This window comes from Pseudomonas sp. LARHCG127, from assembly GCF_052871455.1.
This window is the reverse complement of the sequence record NZ_JBIXJT010000004.1, coordinates 90394-107851: the sequence shown is the minus strand read 5'-3', so window position 1 is coordinate 107851 and position 17458 is coordinate 90394. Positions and strand designations below refer to the sequence as shown.

The 17458-nt window shown below is 61.4% G+C and carries 16 protein-coding genes; 11 read left to right on the top strand and 5 right to left on the bottom strand.

Annotated elements, in window-relative coordinates:
* Positions 1-2: 2 nt before the first annotated feature.
* The 3 genes from ACIPQ1_RS08615 to ACIPQ1_RS08605 all read left to right on the top strand — a co-directional run bounded on the left by ACIPQ1_RS08615 (position 3) and on the right by ACIPQ1_RS08605 (position 3835).
* Entirely contained in the window at positions 3-1163 is a 1161-nt protein-coding gene (locus ACIPQ1_RS08615; RefSeq protein WP_411386691.1) for an ABC transporter ATP-binding protein, read from the top strand.
* Between the two features lie 200 nt (positions 1164-1363).
* A complete protein-coding gene (locus ACIPQ1_RS08610; protein WP_186709222.1) occupies positions 1364-2710 on the top strand; it encodes a carbohydrate porin in 1347 nt (448 codons plus the stop codon).
* A 270-nt stretch (positions 2711-2980) separates the two neighbouring features.
* A complete protein-coding gene (locus tag ACIPQ1_RS08605) occupies positions 2981-3835 on the top strand; it encodes a D-hexose-6-phosphate mutarotase (protein ID WP_250963226.1) in 855 nt (284 codons plus the stop codon).
* Between the two features lie 140 nt (positions 3836-3975).
* Here the strand turns inward: ACIPQ1_RS08605 and ACIPQ1_RS08600 are convergent, their stop codons facing one another.
* The gene (locus ACIPQ1_RS08600) at positions 3976-4836 is read right to left on the bottom strand and encodes a MurR/RpiR family transcriptional regulator (RefSeq protein ID WP_170842276.1); all 861 of its coding nucleotides are present in this window, start codon (positions 4834-4836) and stop codon (positions 3976-3978) included.
* A gap of 196 nt (positions 4837-5032) precedes the next feature.
* Here ACIPQ1_RS08600 and zwf point away from each other — a divergent pair, with 196 nt between their 5' ends.
* The 3 genes from zwf to ACIPQ1_RS08585 are packed head-to-tail and all read left to right on the top strand — an operon-like array spanning position 5033 to position 7885.
* On the top strand, positions 5033-6502 hold the full coding sequence (gene zwf, locus ACIPQ1_RS08595) for a glucose-6-phosphate dehydrogenase (protein WP_186709220.1): 1470 nt from the start codon (positions 5033-5035) through the stop codon (positions 6500-6502).
* A complete protein-coding gene (pgl, locus tag ACIPQ1_RS08590) occupies positions 6489-7202 on the top strand; it encodes a 6-phosphogluconolactonase (RefSeq protein ID WP_411386692.1) in 714 nt (237 codons plus the stop codon). Before zwf ends, pgl begins: the two co-directional genes overlap by 14 nt.
* A 17-nt stretch (positions 7203-7219) precedes the next feature.
* Positions 7220-7885 carry a bifunctional 4-hydroxy-2-oxoglutarate aldolase/2-dehydro-3-deoxy-phosphogluconate aldolase gene (locus ACIPQ1_RS08585; RefSeq protein WP_411386693.1) on the top strand — a complete coding sequence of 222 codons (666 nt, stop codon included), beginning with the start codon at positions 7220-7222 and terminating at the stop codon, positions 7883-7885.
* 270 nt (positions 7886-8155) lie between these two features.
* Here ACIPQ1_RS08585 and ACIPQ1_RS08580 read toward each other — a convergent pair whose 3' ends face one another.
* Positions 8156-9343 (bottom strand): aminotransferase class V-fold PLP-dependent enzyme, encoded by a 1188-nt coding sequence (locus ACIPQ1_RS08580; protein WP_446533945.1) that lies wholly within the window; start codon positions 9341-9343, stop codon positions 8156-8158.
* Positions 9344-9358: 15 nt separating this feature from the next.
* A complete protein-coding gene (locus ACIPQ1_RS08575) occupies positions 9359-9595 on the bottom strand; it encodes a DUF3820 family protein (protein WP_053119117.1) in 237 nt (78 codons plus the stop codon).
* A 206-nt stretch (positions 9596-9801) separates the two neighbouring features.
* Between ACIPQ1_RS08575 and ACIPQ1_RS08570 the strand changes: the two genes are divergently transcribed.
* The 4 genes from ACIPQ1_RS08570 to ACIPQ1_RS08555 all read left to right on the top strand — a co-directional run bounded on the left by ACIPQ1_RS08570 (position 9802) and on the right by ACIPQ1_RS08555 (position 13630).
* Complete coding sequence (locus ACIPQ1_RS08570; RefSeq protein ID WP_446533944.1) at positions 9802-10266, top strand: PA2169 family four-helix-bundle protein; 465 nt, start codon at positions 9802-9804, stop codon at positions 10264-10266.
* Between the two features lie 297 nt (positions 10267-10563).
* Positions 10564-12564, top strand: coding sequence for an FUSC family protein (locus ACIPQ1_RS08565; protein WP_446533943.1), 2001 nt, complete (start codon positions 10564-10566; stop codon positions 12562-12564).
* Positions 12551-12757 carry a DUF1656 domain-containing protein gene (locus ACIPQ1_RS08560; protein ID WP_003198565.1) on the top strand — a complete coding sequence of 69 codons (207 nt, stop codon included), beginning with the start codon at positions 12551-12553 and terminating at the stop codon, positions 12755-12757. Before ACIPQ1_RS08565 ends, ACIPQ1_RS08560 begins: the two co-directional genes overlap by 14 nt.
* A gap of 9 nt (positions 12758-12766) precedes the next feature.
* Complete coding sequence (locus ACIPQ1_RS08555) at positions 12767-13630, top strand: efflux RND transporter periplasmic adaptor subunit (protein WP_446533942.1); 864 nt, start codon at positions 12767-12769, stop codon at positions 13628-13630.
* A 174-nt stretch (positions 13631-13804) separates the two neighbouring features.
* Here ACIPQ1_RS08555 and ACIPQ1_RS08550 read toward each other — a convergent pair whose 3' ends face one another.
* Both ACIPQ1_RS08550 and ACIPQ1_RS08545 read right to left on the bottom strand, forming a co-directional pair.
* Positions 13805-14275, bottom strand: a complete 471-nt coding sequence (locus ACIPQ1_RS08550) for a MaoC family dehydratase (protein WP_014336929.1) — start codon at positions 14273-14275, stop codon at positions 13805-13807.
* A 40-nt stretch (positions 14276-14315) separates the two neighbouring features.
* Complete coding sequence (locus ACIPQ1_RS08545) at positions 14316-15260, bottom strand: alpha/beta hydrolase (protein WP_446533941.1); 945 nt, start codon at positions 15258-15260, stop codon at positions 14316-14318.
* Between the two features lie 224 nt (positions 15261-15484).
* Here ACIPQ1_RS08545 and fadD2 point away from each other — a divergent pair, with 224 nt between their 5' ends.
* Positions 15485-17173 carry a long-chain-fatty-acid--CoA ligase FadD2 gene (gene fadD2 / locus ACIPQ1_RS08540; protein ID WP_446533940.1) on the top strand — a complete coding sequence of 563 codons (1689 nt, stop codon included), beginning with the start codon at positions 15485-15487 and terminating at the stop codon, positions 17171-17173.
* Positions 17174-17458 lie beyond the last annotated feature (285 nt).

Genomic DNA, 17458 nt, shown 5'->3' with positions numbered 1-17458 from the left:
TCATGGCAACGCTTGAACTTCGCAATGTAAACAAGACCTATGGTGCCGGCCTGCCGGATACCCTGAAGAACATCGAGTTGTCGATCAAGGACGGTGAGTTCCTGATCCTCGTCGGCCCGTCGGGCTGCGGCAAGTCGACGCTGATGAACTGCATCGCCGGCCTGGAGACCATCACTGGCGGCGCCATCATGATCGGTGACCAGGATGTCAGCGGCATGAGCCCGAAGGATCGCGACATCGCCATGGTGTTCCAGTCCTACGCGCTGTACCCGACCATGAGCGTGCGCGAGAACATCGAGTTCGGCCTGAAAATCCGCAAGATGAAACAGTCGGACATCGACGAAGAAGTCAACCGCGTGGCCAAGCTGCTGCAGATCGAGCACTTGCTCAATCGCAAGCCTGGCCAGCTTTCCGGCGGCCAGCAACAGCGCGTGGCCATGGGCCGGGCCCTGGCGCGGCGGCCGAAGATCTACCTGTTCGACGAACCGCTGTCCAACCTCGACGCCAAGCTGCGGGTCGAGATGCGCACCGAAATGAAGCTGATGCACCAGCGCCTGAAGACCACCACGGTCTACGTCACCCACGACCAGATCGAAGCCATGACCCTGGGGGACAAAGTGGCGGTGATGAAGGACGGGATCATCCAGCAGTTCGGCACGCCGAAAGACATCTACACCAACCCGGCCAACCTGTTCGTGGCGAGCTTCATCGGTTCGCCGCCGATGAACTTCATCCCGCTGCGCCTGCAACGCAAGGACGGTCGCCTGCTGGCACTGCTCGACAGCGGCCAGGCCCGTTGCGAGCTGCCGCTGGGCATGCAGGACGCCGGCCTGGAAGACCGCGAAGTCATCCTGGGCATGCGTCCGGAACAGATCGCGTTGGCCGGCAGCGAGCCCAATGGCCTGCCGACCATCCGCGCCGAAGTCCAGGTCACCGAGCCTACCGGGCCGGACACCCTGGTATTCGTCAACCTCAACGACACCAAGGTCTGCTGCCGCCTGGCGCCGGACGTGGCACCGCAGCCGGGGGAAACCCTGACGCTGCAATTCGATCCGTCGAAAGTGCTGCTGTTCGACGCCCAGTCCGGCGAGCGCCTGGGCGTGGCCGGCCAGCCGCAAACCGATGCCCGAAGTGCCAACGTAGCGCAGTTCAAAGGCCGGTGAGAGGCCTGTGTGGGAGCGAGCTTGCTCGCGATGACGGTACATCAGTTGCTGCCGAGGTGAATGACACACCGCTATCGCGAGCAAGCTCGCTCCCACAGAAAAAGGAGTATGCGGTGAGTGGGGGACCATCCATCGCAATCGTTGTAAACCGCGTTAGATAAAAACAGTTAATAACAATAAATAAAGACGAGGATGTAGGGATGAAAAAGCAAAAAAACGCCCAGCGTATCTGCCAGTTGTCAGCCGTTGCGGCGATGATGCTGGCCGGTAGCGCACACGCAGCCGACGCGTTCAGCGCCGATTCGCAGTGGATGACGGGCGACTGGGGCGGTGAACGGACCAAGCTGATCGAGCAAGGTATCGATATCAAGGCGGATTTCGTCGGTGAGATGGGTGCCAACCTCCACGGCGGCTACAACGATGACAAGACCGCGCGCTGGTCCCAGCAGTTTGGCCTGGGCGTCGCGCTCGACCTGGAAAAACTGGCAGGCTGGGGTGATACGGAAGCCAAGATCCAGTTCACCCGACGTGACGGTCGCAACATCTCCAACGACCGCATCGGTGATCCACGCGCCGGTACCCTCAGTTCTTCCCAGGAAGTCTGGGGCCGTGGGCAAACCACGCGTCTGACCCAGTTGTGGATCAAGCAGAAATACTTCGACAGCAAACTGGATGTCAAAGCCGGTTATTTCGGTGAGGGCGAAGACTTCAACACCTTCCCGTGCGAATTCCAGAACCTGGCGTTCTGCGGTTCACAAGCGGGTAACTGGGCGACCGGCATCTGGTACAACTGGCCGATCATGCAGGCGGCGATTCGCGTCAAATACAACCTCACGCCTGAGCTCTATGCGCAAATCGGCGCCTACAACCAGAACCCTTCGCAGCTGGAAAACAACAACCGCTACAAACTCAGCGGCAGCGGTACCAAGGGTACCCTCATTCCGGTCGAGTTGGTCTGGTCGCCGAAGATCAATAACCTGCCGGGTGAATACCGTGTTGGTTACTACAAAAGTACAGCCAAGGCCGATGACGTCCGTGAAGACGAGGATGGCAACGACGCCGCGACCACCGGCAACGCCTATCGCAGCCACAGCAGCAAGGACGGCTACTGGCTCGTCGTGCAACAACAGCTCACCAGCCACAACGGTGATGCTTCGCGCGGCCTGAACATCGCCGCCAACGCTACTTTCCATGACAAGGAAACCAACGTCGTCGACAACTACCAGTCGTTGATGTTCGTGTACAAGGGGCCGTTCGATGCTCGTCCAAAAGACGATGTCGGCATCGGTTTCTCGCGTATCCATGTCAACGAAGACGTGAAGAAAAACTCCGAACTGGTCAACGCCGCCAATGGCGTCACCGACTACGACGATCCGCTGTTCGCGCCACTGCGTAGCACTGAATACAACTACGAGATCAACTACGGTTTCCACGTCACCAACTGGCTGACCGTGCGTCCGAACCTGCAGTACATCACTCACCCAGGTGGTGTGGATGAAGTCGACAACGCGCTGGTGGCCGGCCTGAAAATTCAGTCGGTGTTCTAACGCTGTTGCGATAAGCTCCTCTCTATGTGCGCATATTTGCGGACGGCCAAGGCTGTCCGCTTTTTTTTGCGGAGCGCAGAACCTGTGGCGAGGGAGCTTGCTCCCGCTGGGTTGCGAAGCGACCCTAGAGCCATTCACTGCGGTGTTTGCGCCAGACCGCATTCGCCTCGTTTGCGACTGCTTCGCAGCCGAGCGGGAGCAAGCTCCCTCGCCACAAAAGAACGCGTTGCAAACAGATGAGCAATTCAATGATTCCCAGGACCGCGGCCCATGCATGAGCATCCGCTACAACGCTTTTTCAGATCCTTGCGCGAGCGCCCGGTATTCGCGTGGGAGCGCTATCGGCAGCGCGATGTGTTGGTGATCGATCACCCGTTGTGCCAGGCGGTGTTCAGTCGCCAGGGCGCGCAGTTGCTGCACTTCCAGCCGCGCGGCCAGAAGCCCTGGTTGTGGTGCGCGGCCAAGTGGCCGCAAGTCGGGGCGATACGAGGCGGGGTGCCGGTGTGCTGGCCGTGGTATGGCCGTCATCCCAGCGAAAACGCCTGGCCGTCCCACGGTTGGGCACGGTTGATCGATTGGAAACTGCTAGACAGCCGCAGTGATGAAGGGGGCGTGCATTTGCACTGGCAACTGCAGTTGTGCGACTGGCAAGTGGACCTGCATGCCGACCTGGGTGAACGCATGGAGCTGCGCTTGAGCACCGAGCACCAGGACAGCCTGCCGTGCCAGTTGAGCCAGGCTTTGCACGCTTACTGGCGTATCGGTGATGTCGGTGAGGTAGCGCTGTCTGGGCTCGAAGGCGCCCAGGGTTATGACCAGTTGAGCCGCGAAGCTTGCCAGCAGGAAGGCGAGTTACGGGTCGAGGGCGGTTGTCAGCGGGTGTTCCAGCATGAAGGCGAATTGCAGCTCAAGGATCACGCCTGGCAGCGCGAATTGTGCATCGACACCGGTGACAGCGCCGACACCGTGGTCTGGCATCCCGGCACCCGGCCGTTGCTGGGCGTGAGTTGGGATGAGGTCAGTGAGTTTGTCTGTGTCGAAGCGGCCAGTGGCGGCACCGACAGCCTGTGCCTGGCGCCGGGGGAGCGGGCGCACTTGAGTTTGCAGGCGTGGGTGGGGGCTTAGCTCAGGATCTCCGGTGTGGCGGCTGGCCCCTTCGCGAGCAAGCTCGCTCCCACATTGGATCTTTGGTGTTCACAAAACCCCTGTGGGAGCGAGCTTGCTCGCGATGACGGACTACCAGACGCTAGAGATCCTGGACCGAATCAGTTGAACTCATCCCCCACCGGATACCGGCTGGCATTCAGGCTTTCCTTGATCTTGCGCAGGTGCGGCTGGAAGTCCACGCCACGGCGCAGGGTCATGCCGGTGGCGAGCACGTCCAGCACGGTGAGCTGGATGATTCGCGAGGTCATCGGCATATAGATGTCAGTGTCTTCGGGCAGGGGGATGTTCAGGCTCAGGGTACTGGCCTTGGCCAGCGGCGAACCTTCGGCGGTCAGGCCCAGCACCGAGGCGCCGTTTTCCCGGGCGATGCGTGCCACCTCCACCAATTCGCGGGTGCGGCCGGTGTAGGAAATGATCACGAACAGTTCGCCGGTATGGGCCACCGACGCGATCATGCGCTGCATCAGCACGTCGGCGTGGGCGGTCACCGCCAGGTTGAAGCGAAAGAACTTGTGCTGGGCATCCAGGGCCACCGGGGCGGAGGCGCCGAGGCCGAAGAAGTGGATCTGCCGGGCCTGGATCAGCAGGTCCACGGCGCGGCTGATTAAATTGGGATCAAGGGCCTGGCAGGCGCTGTCCAATGAGGCAATGGCGCTGCCAAAGATCTTGCGGGTATAGGCTTCAGGGTTGTCGTCGGCTTCCACTGCGCGGCTGACATAAGCGGCGCCGCTGGCCAGGCTCTGGGCCAATTGCAGCTTGAGTTCCGGGTAGCCGCTGACGCCGAACGAGCGGCAGAAGCGGTTGACGGTCGGTTCGCTGACCGAAGCCGCCTGGGCGAGGGCGGCGATGCTGAAGCGGGTGGCCTGCTGCGGGTTGAGCAGGATGATCTCGGCCACCTTGCGTTCGGCCTTGTTCAGGTCTTCAAGGCGACTCTGGATCTGTTCCAGTAGATTTCGCACGCGGTCCATACAAGATTCCTAGGAAGACGGGTCTTTGATACGACCCTTTGCGGTGGCCTATCCTACTGATGGCTCCGGCGGACCACCACTCGGAATCAGTATTTTCGAGAAATGTTGTGGTTATTACTACATTTTTCCTTGAGTGATACCTTGAAAAAAGGTATTTGTAGTTTAACTTGATAAAAGAACAAACATCATGCCTTCGATTACGGTTGAACCGTGCACCTTTGCCTTGTTCGGCGCGTTGGGCGATCTGGCCCTGCGCAAGCTCTTTCCTGCCCTGTATCAACTCGATGGCGCTCAACTGTTGCACGAGGACACGCGGATCATTGCGCTGGCCCGTGAACCCGGCGGCGAGCAGCAGCACCTGGCATTCATTGCCGCCGAGCTGCGTCGCTACGTGGGGGAAAAAGACGTGGACGAAGCCGTGCTCGAGCGCTTCCTGGCACGTTTGACCTATCTGCACGTGGATTTCCTCAAGGCCGACGATTACGTAGCCCTGGCCGAAGCGGCCGGTTCGGCCCAGCAGGTCATTGCCTATTTCGCCACCCCGGCGGCGGTGTATGGGGCGATCTGCGAGAACCTGGCGAAGGTCGGCTTGAGCGAAAACACCCGCGTCGTCCTGGAAAAACCGATTGGTTCGGACCTGGAGTCGTCGCGCAAGGTCAACGACGCCGTGGCGCAGTTCTTCCCGGAAAACCGTACCTATCGCATCGACCATTACCTGGGCAAAGAGACGGTCCAGAACCTGATCGCGTTGCGGTTCGCCAACAGCCTGTTCGAGACCCAGTGGAACCAGAACTACATCTCCCACGTGGAGATCACCGTGGCCGAGAAGGTCGGTATCGAGGGTCGCTGGGGCTATTTCGACAAGGCCGGCCAACTGCGGGACATGATCCAGAATCACCTGCTACAGCTGTTGTGCCTGATCGCCATGGATCCTCCGGCCGACTTGTCCGCCGACAGCATCCGCGACGAGAAGGTCAAGGTGCTCAAGGCCTTGGCCCCGATCAGCCCGGAAGGCCTGACCACCCAGGTGGTGCGCGGCCAGTACATCGCCGGCCACAGCGAAGGCAAGGCGGTGCCTGGCTACCTCGAAGAACCCAATTCCAACACCCAGAGCGACACCGAGACGTTCGTCGCCCTGCGCGCCGACATCCGCAACTGGCGTTGGGCTGGGGTGCCGTTTTACCTGCGTACCGGCAAGCGCATGCCGCAGAAGCTGTCGCAGATCGTCATTCACTTCAAGGAACCGTCCCACTACATCTTCGCCCCCGAGCAGCGCTTGCAGATCAGCAACAAGCTGATCATCCGCCTGCAACCGGACGAAGGGATTTCCTTGCGGGTGATGACCAAGGAGCAGGGCCTGGACAAGGGCATGCAATTGCGCAGTGGTCCGCTGCAACTCAACTTCTCCGACACCTATCGCAGCGCACGTATCCCCGATGCCTACGAGCGGTTGTTGCTGGAAGTCATGAACGGCAATCAGAACCTGTTTGTCCGTAAAGATGAAATTGAAGCCGCGTGGACGTGGTGTGACCAGTTGATCGCCGGGTGGAAGAAGTCCGGCGATGCGCCCAAGCCGTATGCGGCCGGGTCGTGGGGACCGATGAGCTCCATTGCACTGATCACGCGGGATGGGAGGTCGTGGTATGGCGATATCTGATGTGAAACTGCCGCAGGGCGTCAGCGCCCATGCATTCAAGAATCCGGTGCTGCTGGCCGAAGGCCTGGCGCTGAAGGTGGCCGAGCAGTTGCGCGACGCAATCGACGCGCGCGGTGCGGCGACCCTGGTGGTCTCCGGTGGCCGCAGCCCGGTGGCGTTTTTCCAGCACCTGGCCAAGCAGGCGCTGGACTGGTCCAAAGTGGTGGTCAGCCTGGCCGACGAGCGCTGGGTACCGGTTGAACACGCCGACAGCAACGCCGGCCTGCTCAAGCGTTACCTGTTGCAAGGCGCGGCGGCCAAGGCCCAGTTCCTGAGCCTCTACAGCGCCAGCGCCAACCTGGAAGCGGCGGCCGAACAGGCGGACCGTTTGCTGGCCGAGCTGCCGCCTATCGACGTGTTGGTACTGGGCATGGGCGATGACGGGCATACCGCCTCGCTGTTCCCCGACAGTCCGAACCTGGCCCAGGCCCTGGACACCAATGGCGCACGCCGCTGCTGGCCGATGCTGGCGCCGACCGTGCCGCACCAGCGCCTGACCATGAGCCGTGCCTTGCTGGCCTCGGCGCAACACAAAGTGCTGTCGATTTCCGGCCAATCGAAGTTGACCACATTGAACGCTGCGGTGGCGGGTGACGACGTCGCCGAAATGCCGATCCGCGCGTTTCTGCAACCTACGTTAGAGATTTACTGGTGCCCATGAACCAAGGATCAGCCGCTATGACAAACCCATCCCCGACCGTTTCCATGGCGGACAAAGTTGCCCTGATCGACAGCCTCTGCGCCAAGGCGCGGATCCTGCCGGTGATCACCATCGCCCGTGAACAGGACATCCTGCCGCTGGCCGATGCCCTGGCCGCCGGCGGCCTGACGGCGCTGGAAGTGACGCTGCGTTCCCAATTCGGCCTCAAGGCCATCCAGGTGCTGCGCGAGCAGCGTCCGGAACTGGTGACCGGCGCCGGCACGGTGCTCGACCGCCACATGCTGGCCGCCGCCGAGGCTGCCGGTTCGCAGTTTATCGTCACCCCGGGCATTACCCGTGATCTGCTCGAAGCCAGCGTCTACAGCCCGATCCCGTTGCTACCCGGCATCAGCAATGCCTCGGGAATCATGGAAGGCTACGGCCTGGGCTATCGCCGCTTCAAACTGTTCCCGGCCGAAGTCAGCGGCGGCGTCGCGGCCATCAAGGCCTTGGGCGGCCCGTTCGGCGAAGTGAAATTCTGCCCGACCGGCGGCGTGAGCCCGGCCAATATCAAAAGCTACATGGCGTTGAAAAACGTGATGTGCGTGGGCGGTAGCTGGATGCTCGATCCGGAGTGGATCAAGAACGGCGATTGGGCCCGCATTCAGGAATGCACCGCCGAGGCCTTGGCGCTGCTGGACTGATTTTTTACCGAACCTCGTTGGGTGTTCTACGGTTTTACGGTGCGCTTGGTCGGCGCACCGTTTTTTTTTTGCCCGGGTTTTTATGCCAGCAAAGATTTCCTGTGGCGAGGGAGCTTGCTCCCACTGGGCTGCGTGTAGGAGCTGTGTAGGAGCTGACGAGTGCAACGAGGCTGCGATCTTTCCACTGACAATTGAGTCGAGAGCGAAAGAGCAAAATCAAAAGATCGCAGGCTTCGCCAGCTCCTACAGAGCCCAGCGGGAGCAAGGGATCTAGGTACGGCTCAGATGGATCAGTGCCTGGGTCAACCGCTCGATATCACTCGCCAAGGTAATCAAACCCGGAGTAATGCGGATGCACGGCCCGGTGCTGGTCTGGCGCACCACCGTGAAGATCCCATGCTCATTGAGCAATCGATCAGCCATCGCCTGTTGATCGGTGTGGGCGGTGAAGCGCATCGCCGTGATGCCGCAATAGAGGCGCCGGTCATCCGGGGTCATGACTTCGATGCCCGGTACATCGCGCACGGCGTCCACCCACAAGTCACGCAGGTAACAGAGGCGCGCGCCCTTGGCCAAGGCGCCCCCCAGGGCCCGATGTTCTTCGAAGACCAGGGGCAGGGTGAGCAAGGCCGGGATGTTCGGCGTGCTGTGGGGCGTGCGGGAGCGGACGTCGGTGGCGGGGTAGCTGTTTTCGTCCATGTCCGGATCGATGTCGGCCAACCGCTGTGGGGCGATGTACAGGAAGCCTTGGGAGAGCGGGCCGCCGATCCACTTCTGCAGGTTGAATCCGGCGAATTCGATCCCGAGCTTCTTCAGGTCGAAATCGATCTGGCCCAGGGCATGGGCACCGTCGAGGATGATATCGACGGCAAACTCCCGGGCGCTCTCGGCAATGGCCTGGACCGGCATCACCAAACCGGTGAGGTGGTTGACGTAGGTCAGCGCCATCAACTTGAGGCGCGGGTAGCGAATGAACGCTTCGCGATAAGTGCCCACCAGGCTTTCGAAGCTGGCGGGGTGCTGGTGGACAATTTCGATCACCTCCACGCCACGCTGGCGGGCCAGCCAGCGCATGGCGCTTTTGACCGAGGCGTACTCCACATCGCAGATCAGCACCTGATCGCCCGGCTTGAGGCCGTTGTAGTTGCGAATCAACGTTTGCAGGGCATCCACGGCGCTGCCAGCCAAGGCCACGCTCTGGGGGGACGCGTGGATCAGCCGGGCCACCTGCCGCCGAATGGCTTCGCCGTGTTCCAGGTCGAAATGCTGGCGCACGTACACCGAATTGCCACGGTTGATGAATTCGATGTTGCGCTGGTACTCCTCCACCACGGTGCGGGACATGCGCCCGAAGTAGCCGTTTTCCAGATTGAGCGGCCCGGCGGGGTCGATGTCGTAGCGGTCGACGAAGGTTCGCCAGAAAACTTCATCATGGGCGCGCAGCGTGTTCTCGGGCATGGCGGTCTCAGTCAGTCAATGGCGAGGTTTGGGCAGGCCATGTTTGGCGCGCAATGGGTCCAGCAGGTCGGACAAGCCGTTGTGGTCGATTTCCTGCATTAAGGCCAGCAAACCGCCCAGCTCTCCCTTGGGGAAACCCTCGCGAGCGAACCAGTTCAGGTATTGACCCGGCAGGTCGGCGAGGATTCGGCCCTTGTATTTTCCGAAGGGCATTTGGCGCGTGACGAGCAATTCGAGCTTTTCCGGATTCATGGCAATTGTCTTGATTCAAACCTGCCTCGAAAATACAGGCATTCTGCATGCAGGCCAAATGACAGATCATGCAAATCGCGCGGATACAGATTTCCTGTTTGTTATTAACTTATTGATTTTAAACTTGTTTTATTAAAATCGATGGCTGGCATGGCCGATGCAATATCCCTTGCAGGTTTTTTATTCACCAGCAAAGGAACTGAAAAATGACTGACATCAACAAAGAATCCATCTCTGTCTTGAACGACCTGATCGAGACCAGCAAGGATGGCCAGGAAGGCTTCAAGACCTGCGCTGAAGACATCAAGCACCCCGAACTCAAGGCTCTGTTTGTCAAGCGCGCCGCAGATTGCGCAACCGCCGCGGCTGAGCTGCAAGCAGCGGTTCGTTCCTTGGGCGGCGATCCGGAAACTTCCACCAGCGTCGCCGGTGATCTGCACCGCCGTTGGGTAGATGTAAAATCCATGTTCACCGGCAAGGATGAAGAAGCCTTGTTGAATGAAGCCGAGCGCGGCGAAGACCACGCGCTGAAGGCGTACAAGGAAGCCATCGAGAAGATCAACAAACACAACCTGGTGGGCATTCGTGACCTTGTGGAGCGTCAGTACCACGGCGTGCAACGCAACCATGACCAGGTCAAGGCGCTGCGTAACCAGGCGCGCGCGAGCTAAACAACGCGTCCTGATCCAAAAAAACGCCAGCCTGCCTGGCGTTTTTTTGTGGGGAACGACTCTGGGTGAAGGTGAGCACTCTTGTGGCGAGGGAGCTTGCTCCCGCTGGGCTGCGCAGCGGCCCTGTTTTTTGGGGCTGCTGCGCAACCCAGCGGGAGCAAGCTCCCTCGCCACGAAAGCCTTTGCATGCGAGTCGACAAACAGCTCTGGACTCTAATAGGTAGCTAGCTAATAATTGCATCGCCTATCCCCCGCATTGCATCTATTGTTACTGGCGTCCCCCAAAGAGTTTTCCGCGTGCCCATTACCTTCCAGGCCTTGTTCGCCCCCGACCGCCTCGCTTTGCAGTTCGCCATCAAGACCGTGCTTGGCGGTGGGTTGGCGTTGTGGCTGGCCTTGCGCTTGGGGCTGGAGCAGCCGTCGTGGGCGCTGATGACCGCGTTCATCGTCGCCCAGCCCTTGTCCGGGATGGTGGTGCAGAAGGGCTTGGCGCGATTGCTCGGCACATTGGTGGGCACCGTCATGTCGGTGGTGTTCATGGGCCTGTTCGCCCAGGCACCGTGGTTATTCCTGCTGGCGTTGGCACTCTGGTTGGGCCTGTGCACGGCCTGCTCGACGCTGCTGCGCAGTGCCTGGTCGTACTCATTCGTGTTGGCCGGTTACACGGTGGCGATCATTGCCTTGCCGGCCCTTTCCCATCCGCTGGGCGTGTTCGACCAGGCGGTGGCGCGCTGCACCGAGATCAGCCTGGGCATCGTCTGCGCCACGGCGGCCAGCGCCTTGCTCTGGCCGTTGCGGGTCGAGCGGCAATTGGCCGGTCAGGCCCTGGCGGCGTGGCAAAGCGGCATGCAGGCCGCCCGTGCGACCCTGGCCGGCGATGCCCAGGCCCGCAAAGGGTTGCTGGAAATCCTGGGCAGGATTGTCGCGGTGGATGCCCAGCGTGAACATGCCTGGTTCGAAGGCAGCCGTGGCCGGCAGCGCGCCCGGGCCATCAGCGGCTTGAGCCAGAAGTTACTGATGCTGTTGCGCCTTTCACGCTCGGTGCGGCGGCAGTGGAAGCAGCTCGACCCCGAGGAAACCGTGGCGCTCCAGCCATGGATGAACGAGGTGCAGCAAGCCCTCGACGCCGACAGTGCGACCCTCCAAGCCTTGCGTCCCCGGGTGTGGGATGCGTCCCACGACCCGCAGTTCAGCGCGGCGCAAAGTTACTGCCTGGCCCGCTTCGCCTTGTTGCTCGATACCGCCCTGGCCGCCTGCGCCGCCTTGACGGCAGTGCAGGAGGGTAGGGAAGCGGCGGATCCACCTCGCACCCTGGCGCCCCATCGCGACTTGTCCTTGGCCATGGTCTTCGGCGCTCGCAGCGCCCTGGCGTTCCTGGTCGTTGCCTGTTTCTGGCTGGCGACCGCCTGGCCCGCCGCATCGGGTGCGATGCTGCTGACGTGCGTGGTGTGCAGCCTGTTCGCCAGTCGCGAAAACGGCGCGCAGATCGGCATGAGTTTTCTGCGGGGTATCCTGTTGGCCGTGCCCACGGCGTTCGTGATCGGCGAGCTCATACTTCCGCAATGGAGCAGTTTCGCAATGCTGTGCATGGCCATGGGCGTGCCGTTGTTTTTCGGCGCATTGGGCATGGCCAAGCCGCAGATCTTCGCCACGGCGACGTCGTTCTGCCTGCATTTCGTGGTGCTGATTTCGCCGCTCAATGCGATGAAATACGACGTCGCGGCGTTCTTCAACAACGCCCAGGCGATGATGATCGGTGTGGGCGCGGCGGTGCTGGCTTTCAATCTGCTGATTTTGCGCAACCCGGCCTGGCACAGCCGCCGCCTGCTGGCGGCGACGCTCCACGATCTGGTGCGCCTGACCCATCGCAGCCTGCGTGGCGCCGAGAGCTGGTTCGGTGGGCGCATGGCCGACCGGCTGTTGCAGCTGGCGCGGCATTACCCTGAATTGCCGGTGCAGGCGCGCACCCGTTGGGATGATGGTTTGCTTGGCTTGGACATTGGCGATGAGTTGCTGCATTTGCGCCTGAGCCTGGCCGTCGCCCAAGTGCCCGATACCCGGGCGCAGCGCCGTTATTTCGAAGCGCTGGAGCAGGTACTCGAACGCGGCCCGGCCGGTGACCAGGCCGATGCGCTGGCCCCGGCGAGCGCCGAGTTCCTGAGCGTGCTGGCTGCCCAGCCGCCCGGTGACGCACTGAAGCTGGCCCAAGGCGCGGTGGTGCAATTGCAAAACAGCTGGCGCGCCTGGTGCCGCCAGCACGAACCTGAACGACGGGAGCACAGCCATGGGCTTGCGTGAGTGGTCGATCGGCGGGGTGTTGCTCAGCCCGTTCCTGATTTATGTGGTGCTGGCCTTGCTGGTGACGGGTGCGTTGCGCCTGTTGCTCAGCCTGGTGCCGGCCGGGCGCTGGATCTGGCATGAAGCCTTGTTCGACTGTGCCCTGTATGTCTGTGTCCTGACTGTTATTACCGTGGTCCTCGGGCCGCTATAGGAGTTGAACATGCGTACATCCGTACGTGTTGCCGTCACGCTGTGCATGGTGGCCGTGGCGATCTTCGCCGGCTTTCACCTGTGGCAGTACTACATGCTCACGCCCTGGACCCGCGATGCGCGGATCCGCGCCGATGTGGTGGTGATTGCCCCCGATGTGTCGGGGTGGGTGCGCGAGCTCAAGGCGGTGGATAACCAGCAGGTCAAGGCTGGCGACCTGCTGTTGAGCATTGATCGCGAGCGTTTCGAGGCGGCATTGGAGAAGGCCCGGGCCGTGGTCCAGACACGCCAGCAGCAGTTGAGTCTGCGTGAACACGAAGCCAGTCGCCGCGCCGCCTTGGGCCCCCAGGCCATCAGTGCCGAACTGCGGGAAAACGCCCAGATCAACGCGGGCATCGCCCGGGGCGAATTGCGCGAAGCCCAGGCCGAGGCCAAGGTCGCCGAACTCAACCTGGCCCGCAGCCAGGTCCTGGCCCCCCGCAGCGGCCACATCACCAACCTGCGCCTGGCCGAAGGCAACTATGTGAATGCCGGGCAGCCGGTCATGGCGCTGATCGACGACTCGACATTTTATGTGCAGGCCTATTTCGAAGAGACCAAGTTGCCCAGGATTCGTGTGGGCGATCCGGTCAAGGTCTGGCTGATGAGTGCCGGCCATGCGCTGGAGGGGCATGTCGAAAGCATCAGTCGTGGCATTACCGACCGCAACACCAACCCCGATGCGCAGTTGCTGGCGGAGGTCGAGCCGACCTTCAACTGGGTGCGCCTGGCCCAGCGGATCCCGGTGCGGATCAGGCTGGACAAGGTGCCTGAGGGCGTGAACCTGAGCGCCGGGATGACGGCGAGCGTGCAGGTGCGCGAAGACCCGCAATAACCGCCGCGCTGCGTTCCCTGTGGCGAGGGAGCTTGCTCCCGCTGGGGCGCGAAGCGCCCCCAAGAAAGGCGCCCACGTTAGATCTGATCAAACGCGGGCGCTTTTTTTACGACGGCTTCGCCGCCGAGCGGGAGCAAGCTCCCTCGCCACAGTTCATTCAATCCACAGGGTGGATCAACCGACAGTAATCGCCGGCAACGTCGGCAACGTCACGGTCTGCTGCTTGCGCGGGGCGAGGATCTCGGCTTCGCCGTCCACCACCAGCTCGTCGCGCTGGTTGAACACGCGGGTGGCGATACGTACGCGGAACTTCGGCAGTTTCTCCAGGATTTCCAGGCGCACGGTCAGGGTGTCGCCGATTTTCACTGGCTTCTGAAAACTCATCTGCTGGCCGATGTAGATAGTGCCCGGCCCAGGCAACTCACACGCCACCGCCGCGCTGATCAGCGCACCGCTGAACATGCCATGGGCGATGCGCTCCTTGAACATGCTCGCCGCGGCGAATTCGGCGTCCAGGTGCACCGGGTTGTGATCGCCCGACATCGCCGCGAACAGCTGGATGTCGCGTTCCTCGACGGTCTTGCTGTAGCTGGCGGTCTGGCCGATTTCGAGGGCTTCGTAAGGGGTGTTGGTAACCTGGGTCATCTGTTTCAGATCCTGTGGGGTAAAGAAAAACGTCGCAAACCTACTCGCTGCGTGGCGGCCGCTTGTGGTTCAAGGCCTGGGCGATCCAGGCCAGCACGTCGGCGGTCACTTCATCGCGGTTGGTGTCATTGAACAATTCGTGTCGGGCCTGCGGGTAAATCGTCAATTGCAGGTGTTGGCTGCCGGCGTCGCGCAGGGCGTCGGCCAGATCCTTCAGACGCTTGCCTTCGCTCACCGGATCACATTCACCGCCGATCACCAGCAGGGGCAGGCCCGGATCGATCTGGGCGAGATTGGACGCTTTGCTGATTTGCTGCAAGCCGCCGAGCAGGTCGACCCAAAGCTGATTGGTGCAACGGAAACCGCACAAGGGGTCGTGGGTGTATTTATCGACTTCGACCGGGTCACGGCTGAGCCAGTCGAAGGGGGTACGCGTCGGTTTGAATTTCTTGTTGAAACTGCCGAACGACAGCCACTCGATCAGGGCGCTGCGCCCCGCCGCACCTTGGCGCCGGCGTTCGAAGCGCGCAATCAGGCGAGCGCTGCGATAGAGCGCCACCGGTTGAAAGTTCGAGCCGCTGAGAATCGCCCCGTGCAGGCTGGCGCTGTGATGCAGCAGGTAACCCTGGGCCAGGTAGCTGCCCATGCTGTGGCCCAGTAGCAGAATAGGCGTATCCGGATGTTGCTGGCCGATGTGATGGTTGAGGCTGGCCAGGTCGCCCACGACCTTGGCCCAGCCGTCCTCGTCGGCAAAGTGGCCGAGGATCGCTTCTTCGCCGGTCTTGCCATGGCCGCGCAGGTCCAGCGCGTAGACTCCGTAACCTTCGTCGCACAGCGCCTGGGCCAGGCGGGCGTAGCGGCCGCTGTGTTCGGCCATGCCATGGGCCAGCATGACCACCGCCAACGGGGCGGTTTCAGGCAGCCACTGGTTGACGAACAGGCGGCTGTGGTCGGTCGCGGTCAGCCAGAACGTTTGGTGGATCATGGCGGTTCCTTTGCACAAAGTCAGACGCTGCGTCGCTGCATTGTATAGCGCATCCGCTGCGTCTCGCCTGATCAGGCTGATCCATGGGAGGAAGATTCACACAATCTATGACGCAGGTTGCCATATTTGCCTGATTCGCCATAGCTGCTAGTGTCCCAGGAGCTCCGCCTCTGCAAGCGATACAGACGCGGCCCGGATATGCTCAGGTAAAGAGGACAAAAACAATGCAGCCTGATTTCTGGAATGACAAGCGCCCGGCCGGCGTGCCCCTGGATGTCGACCTCGGGGCCTACAAGTCGGTGGTCGAGGTGTTCGAGCGTTCCTGCAAGAAATTCGCCGACCGCCCGGCGTTCAGCAACATGGGGGTGACCCTCACGTACGCCGAGCTCGAGCGCTACAGCGTAGCCTTCGCCGGTTACCTGCAAGCCCATACCGACCTGGCGCCGGGCGATCGTATCGCGGTGCAGATGCCTAACATCCTGCAGTACCCGATCGCCGTGTTCGGTGCGTTGCGCGCCGGGCTGATCGTGGTCAACACCAACCCGCTGTACACCCCGCGGGAAATGCGTCATCAGTTCAAGGACTCCGGTGCCCGGGCGCTGGTGTACCTGAACATGTTCGGGCAGAAAGTCCAGGAGGTTTTGCCCGACACGGACCTGCAATACCTGATCGAAGCGAAGATGGGCGACCTGATGCCCACCGCCAAGGGCTGGCTGGTCAACACGGTGGTGAGCAAAGTCAAGAAAATGGTCCCGGACTATTCGCTGCCCCAGGCCATTTCCTTCAAGAGCGCCTTGCGCCTGGGACGCGGCCAGGGTATCAAGCCGTTGAAGGTCAGCCTCGATGACATTGCCGTGCTGCAGTACACCGGCGGCACCACCGGGTTGGCAAAGGGGGCGATGCTGACCCACGGCAACCTGGTGGCCAACATGCAACAGGCCCGGGCGTGCCTGGGACAGCTCGGCGATGACGGCCAGCCGCTGTTGCGCGAAGGCCAGGAGGTCATGATCGCGCCATTGCCGCTGTACCATATCTATGCGTTCACGGCGAACTGCATGTGCATGATGGTGACCGGCAACCACAACGTGCTGATCACCAATCCGCGGGACATCGGTGGCTTCATCAAGGAACTGAAGAACTGGCGTTTCTCGTTATTGCTGGGGCTCAACACGCTGTTCGTGGCGCTGATGGACCATCCGGATTTCAAGACCCTGGATTTTTCCCACCTCAAGGTCACCAACTCCGGCGGCACCGCGTTGATCAAGGCCACCGCCGAGCGCTGGCAGCAGATTACCGGTTGCGGCATTACCGAGGGGTATGGCCTGACCGAAACCTCGCCGGTGGCCAGTGCCAATCCTTATGGCGGTAAATCCCGCCTGGGCACGGTGGGAATGCCGGTGCCGGGCACGCTGATGAAAGTGATCGATGACGAGGGCGTCGAGCAACCCCTGGGCGAGCGTGGCGAGCTGTGCATCAAGGGGCCGCAGATCATGAAAGGCTACTGGAACAAACCCGAGGCCACGGCCGAAGTGCTGGACAGCGAGGGCTGGTTCAAGTCCGGCGACATCGCGGTGATCGACCCGGACGGGTTCGTGCGCATCGTTGACCGCAAGAAGGACATGATCATCGTCTCGGGTTTCAACGTGTACCCCAACGAAATCGAAGACGTGGTGATGGCCCACCCCAAGGTGGCCAACTGCGCGGTGATCGGCGTGCCGGACGAGCGTTCGGGAGAGGCGGTGAAGTTGTTCGTGGTGGCGCGGGAAACCGGGGTCAGCCTTGAAGAGCTCAAGGCCTACTGCAAGGAGAACTTCACCGGCTACAAGATTCCCAAACACATCGTCTTGCGGGAATCGTTGCCGATGACGCCGGTGGGCAAGATCCTGCGGCGGGAGTTGCGGGATATCGCCTGAGCATAAGGAAGACCAATAGAAACCCTGTGGGAGCGAGCTTTCTCGCGATAGCGGTGGGTCAGTGACAGAAATGTTGGCTGATACACCGCTATCGCGAGCAAGCTCGCTCCCACAGATTTTTGTGTATTCAGGGCGATGCAGTGGGGGTTTGGAATTTTTACTCTAAAAGTGACCATTGAATGGTCATGAGTCATGTTTATGACTATGGGGGTTGTTTTTGGCTCTAGGCGACCCTCGGCAAAGCTGCTACTCTCGGCGCGCTTTTGTGACTTCTCGGCCTTGATT

Bases quoted from the DNA above. Each gene is read 5' to 3' on its own strand.
- ACIPQ1_RS08580 (WP_446533945.1), bottom strand. From the start codon at position 9,343: ATGCCCGAGAACACGCTGCGCGCCCATGATGAAGTTTTCTGGCGAACC.
- ACIPQ1_RS08610 (WP_186709222.1), top strand. From the start codon at position 1,364: ATGAAAAAGCAAAAAAACGCCCAGCGTATCTGCCAGTTGTCAGCCGTT.
- ACIPQ1_RS08575 (WP_053119117.1), bottom strand. From the start codon at position 9,595: ATGAATCCGGAAAAGCTCGAATTGCTCGTCACGCGCCAAATGCCCTTC.
- ACIPQ1_RS08570 (WP_446533944.1), top strand. From the start codon at position 9,802: ATGACTGACATCAACAAAGAATCCATCTCTGTCTTGAACGACCTGATC.
- ACIPQ1_RS08560 (WP_003198565.1), top strand. From the start codon at position 12,551: ATGGGCTTGCGTGAGTGGTCGATCGGCGGGGTGTTGCTCAGCCCGTTC.
- ACIPQ1_RS08585 (WP_411386693.1), top strand. From the start codon at position 7,220: ATGACAAACCCATCCCCGACCGTTTCCATGGCGGACAAAGTTGCCCTG.
- fadD2 (WP_446533940.1), top strand. From the start codon at position 15,485: ATGCAGCCTGATTTCTGGAATGACAAGCGCCCGGCCGGCGTGCCCCTG.
- ACIPQ1_RS08550 (WP_014336929.1), bottom strand. From the start codon at position 14,275: ATGACCCAGGTTACCAACACCCCTTACGAAGCCCTCGAAATCGGCCAG.
- pgl (WP_411386692.1), top strand. From the start codon at position 6,489: ATGGCGATATCTGATGTGAAACTGCCGCAGGGCGTCAGCGCCCATGCA.
- ACIPQ1_RS08605 (WP_250963226.1), top strand. From the start codon at position 2,981: ATGCATGAGCATCCGCTACAACGCTTTTTCAGATCCTTGCGCGAGCGC.
- ACIPQ1_RS08615 (WP_411386691.1), top strand. From the start codon at position 3: ATGGCAACGCTTGAACTTCGCAATGTAAACAAGACCTATGGTGCCGGC.
- zwf (WP_186709220.1), top strand. From the start codon at position 5,033: ATGCCTTCGATTACGGTTGAACCGTGCACCTTTGCCTTGTTCGGCGCG.
- ACIPQ1_RS08545 (WP_446533941.1), bottom strand. From the start codon at position 15,260: ATGATCCACCAAACGTTCTGGCTGACCGCGACCGACCACAGCCGCCTG.
- ACIPQ1_RS08555 (WP_446533942.1), top strand. From the start codon at position 12,767: ATGCGTACATCCGTACGTGTTGCCGTCACGCTGTGCATGGTGGCCGTG.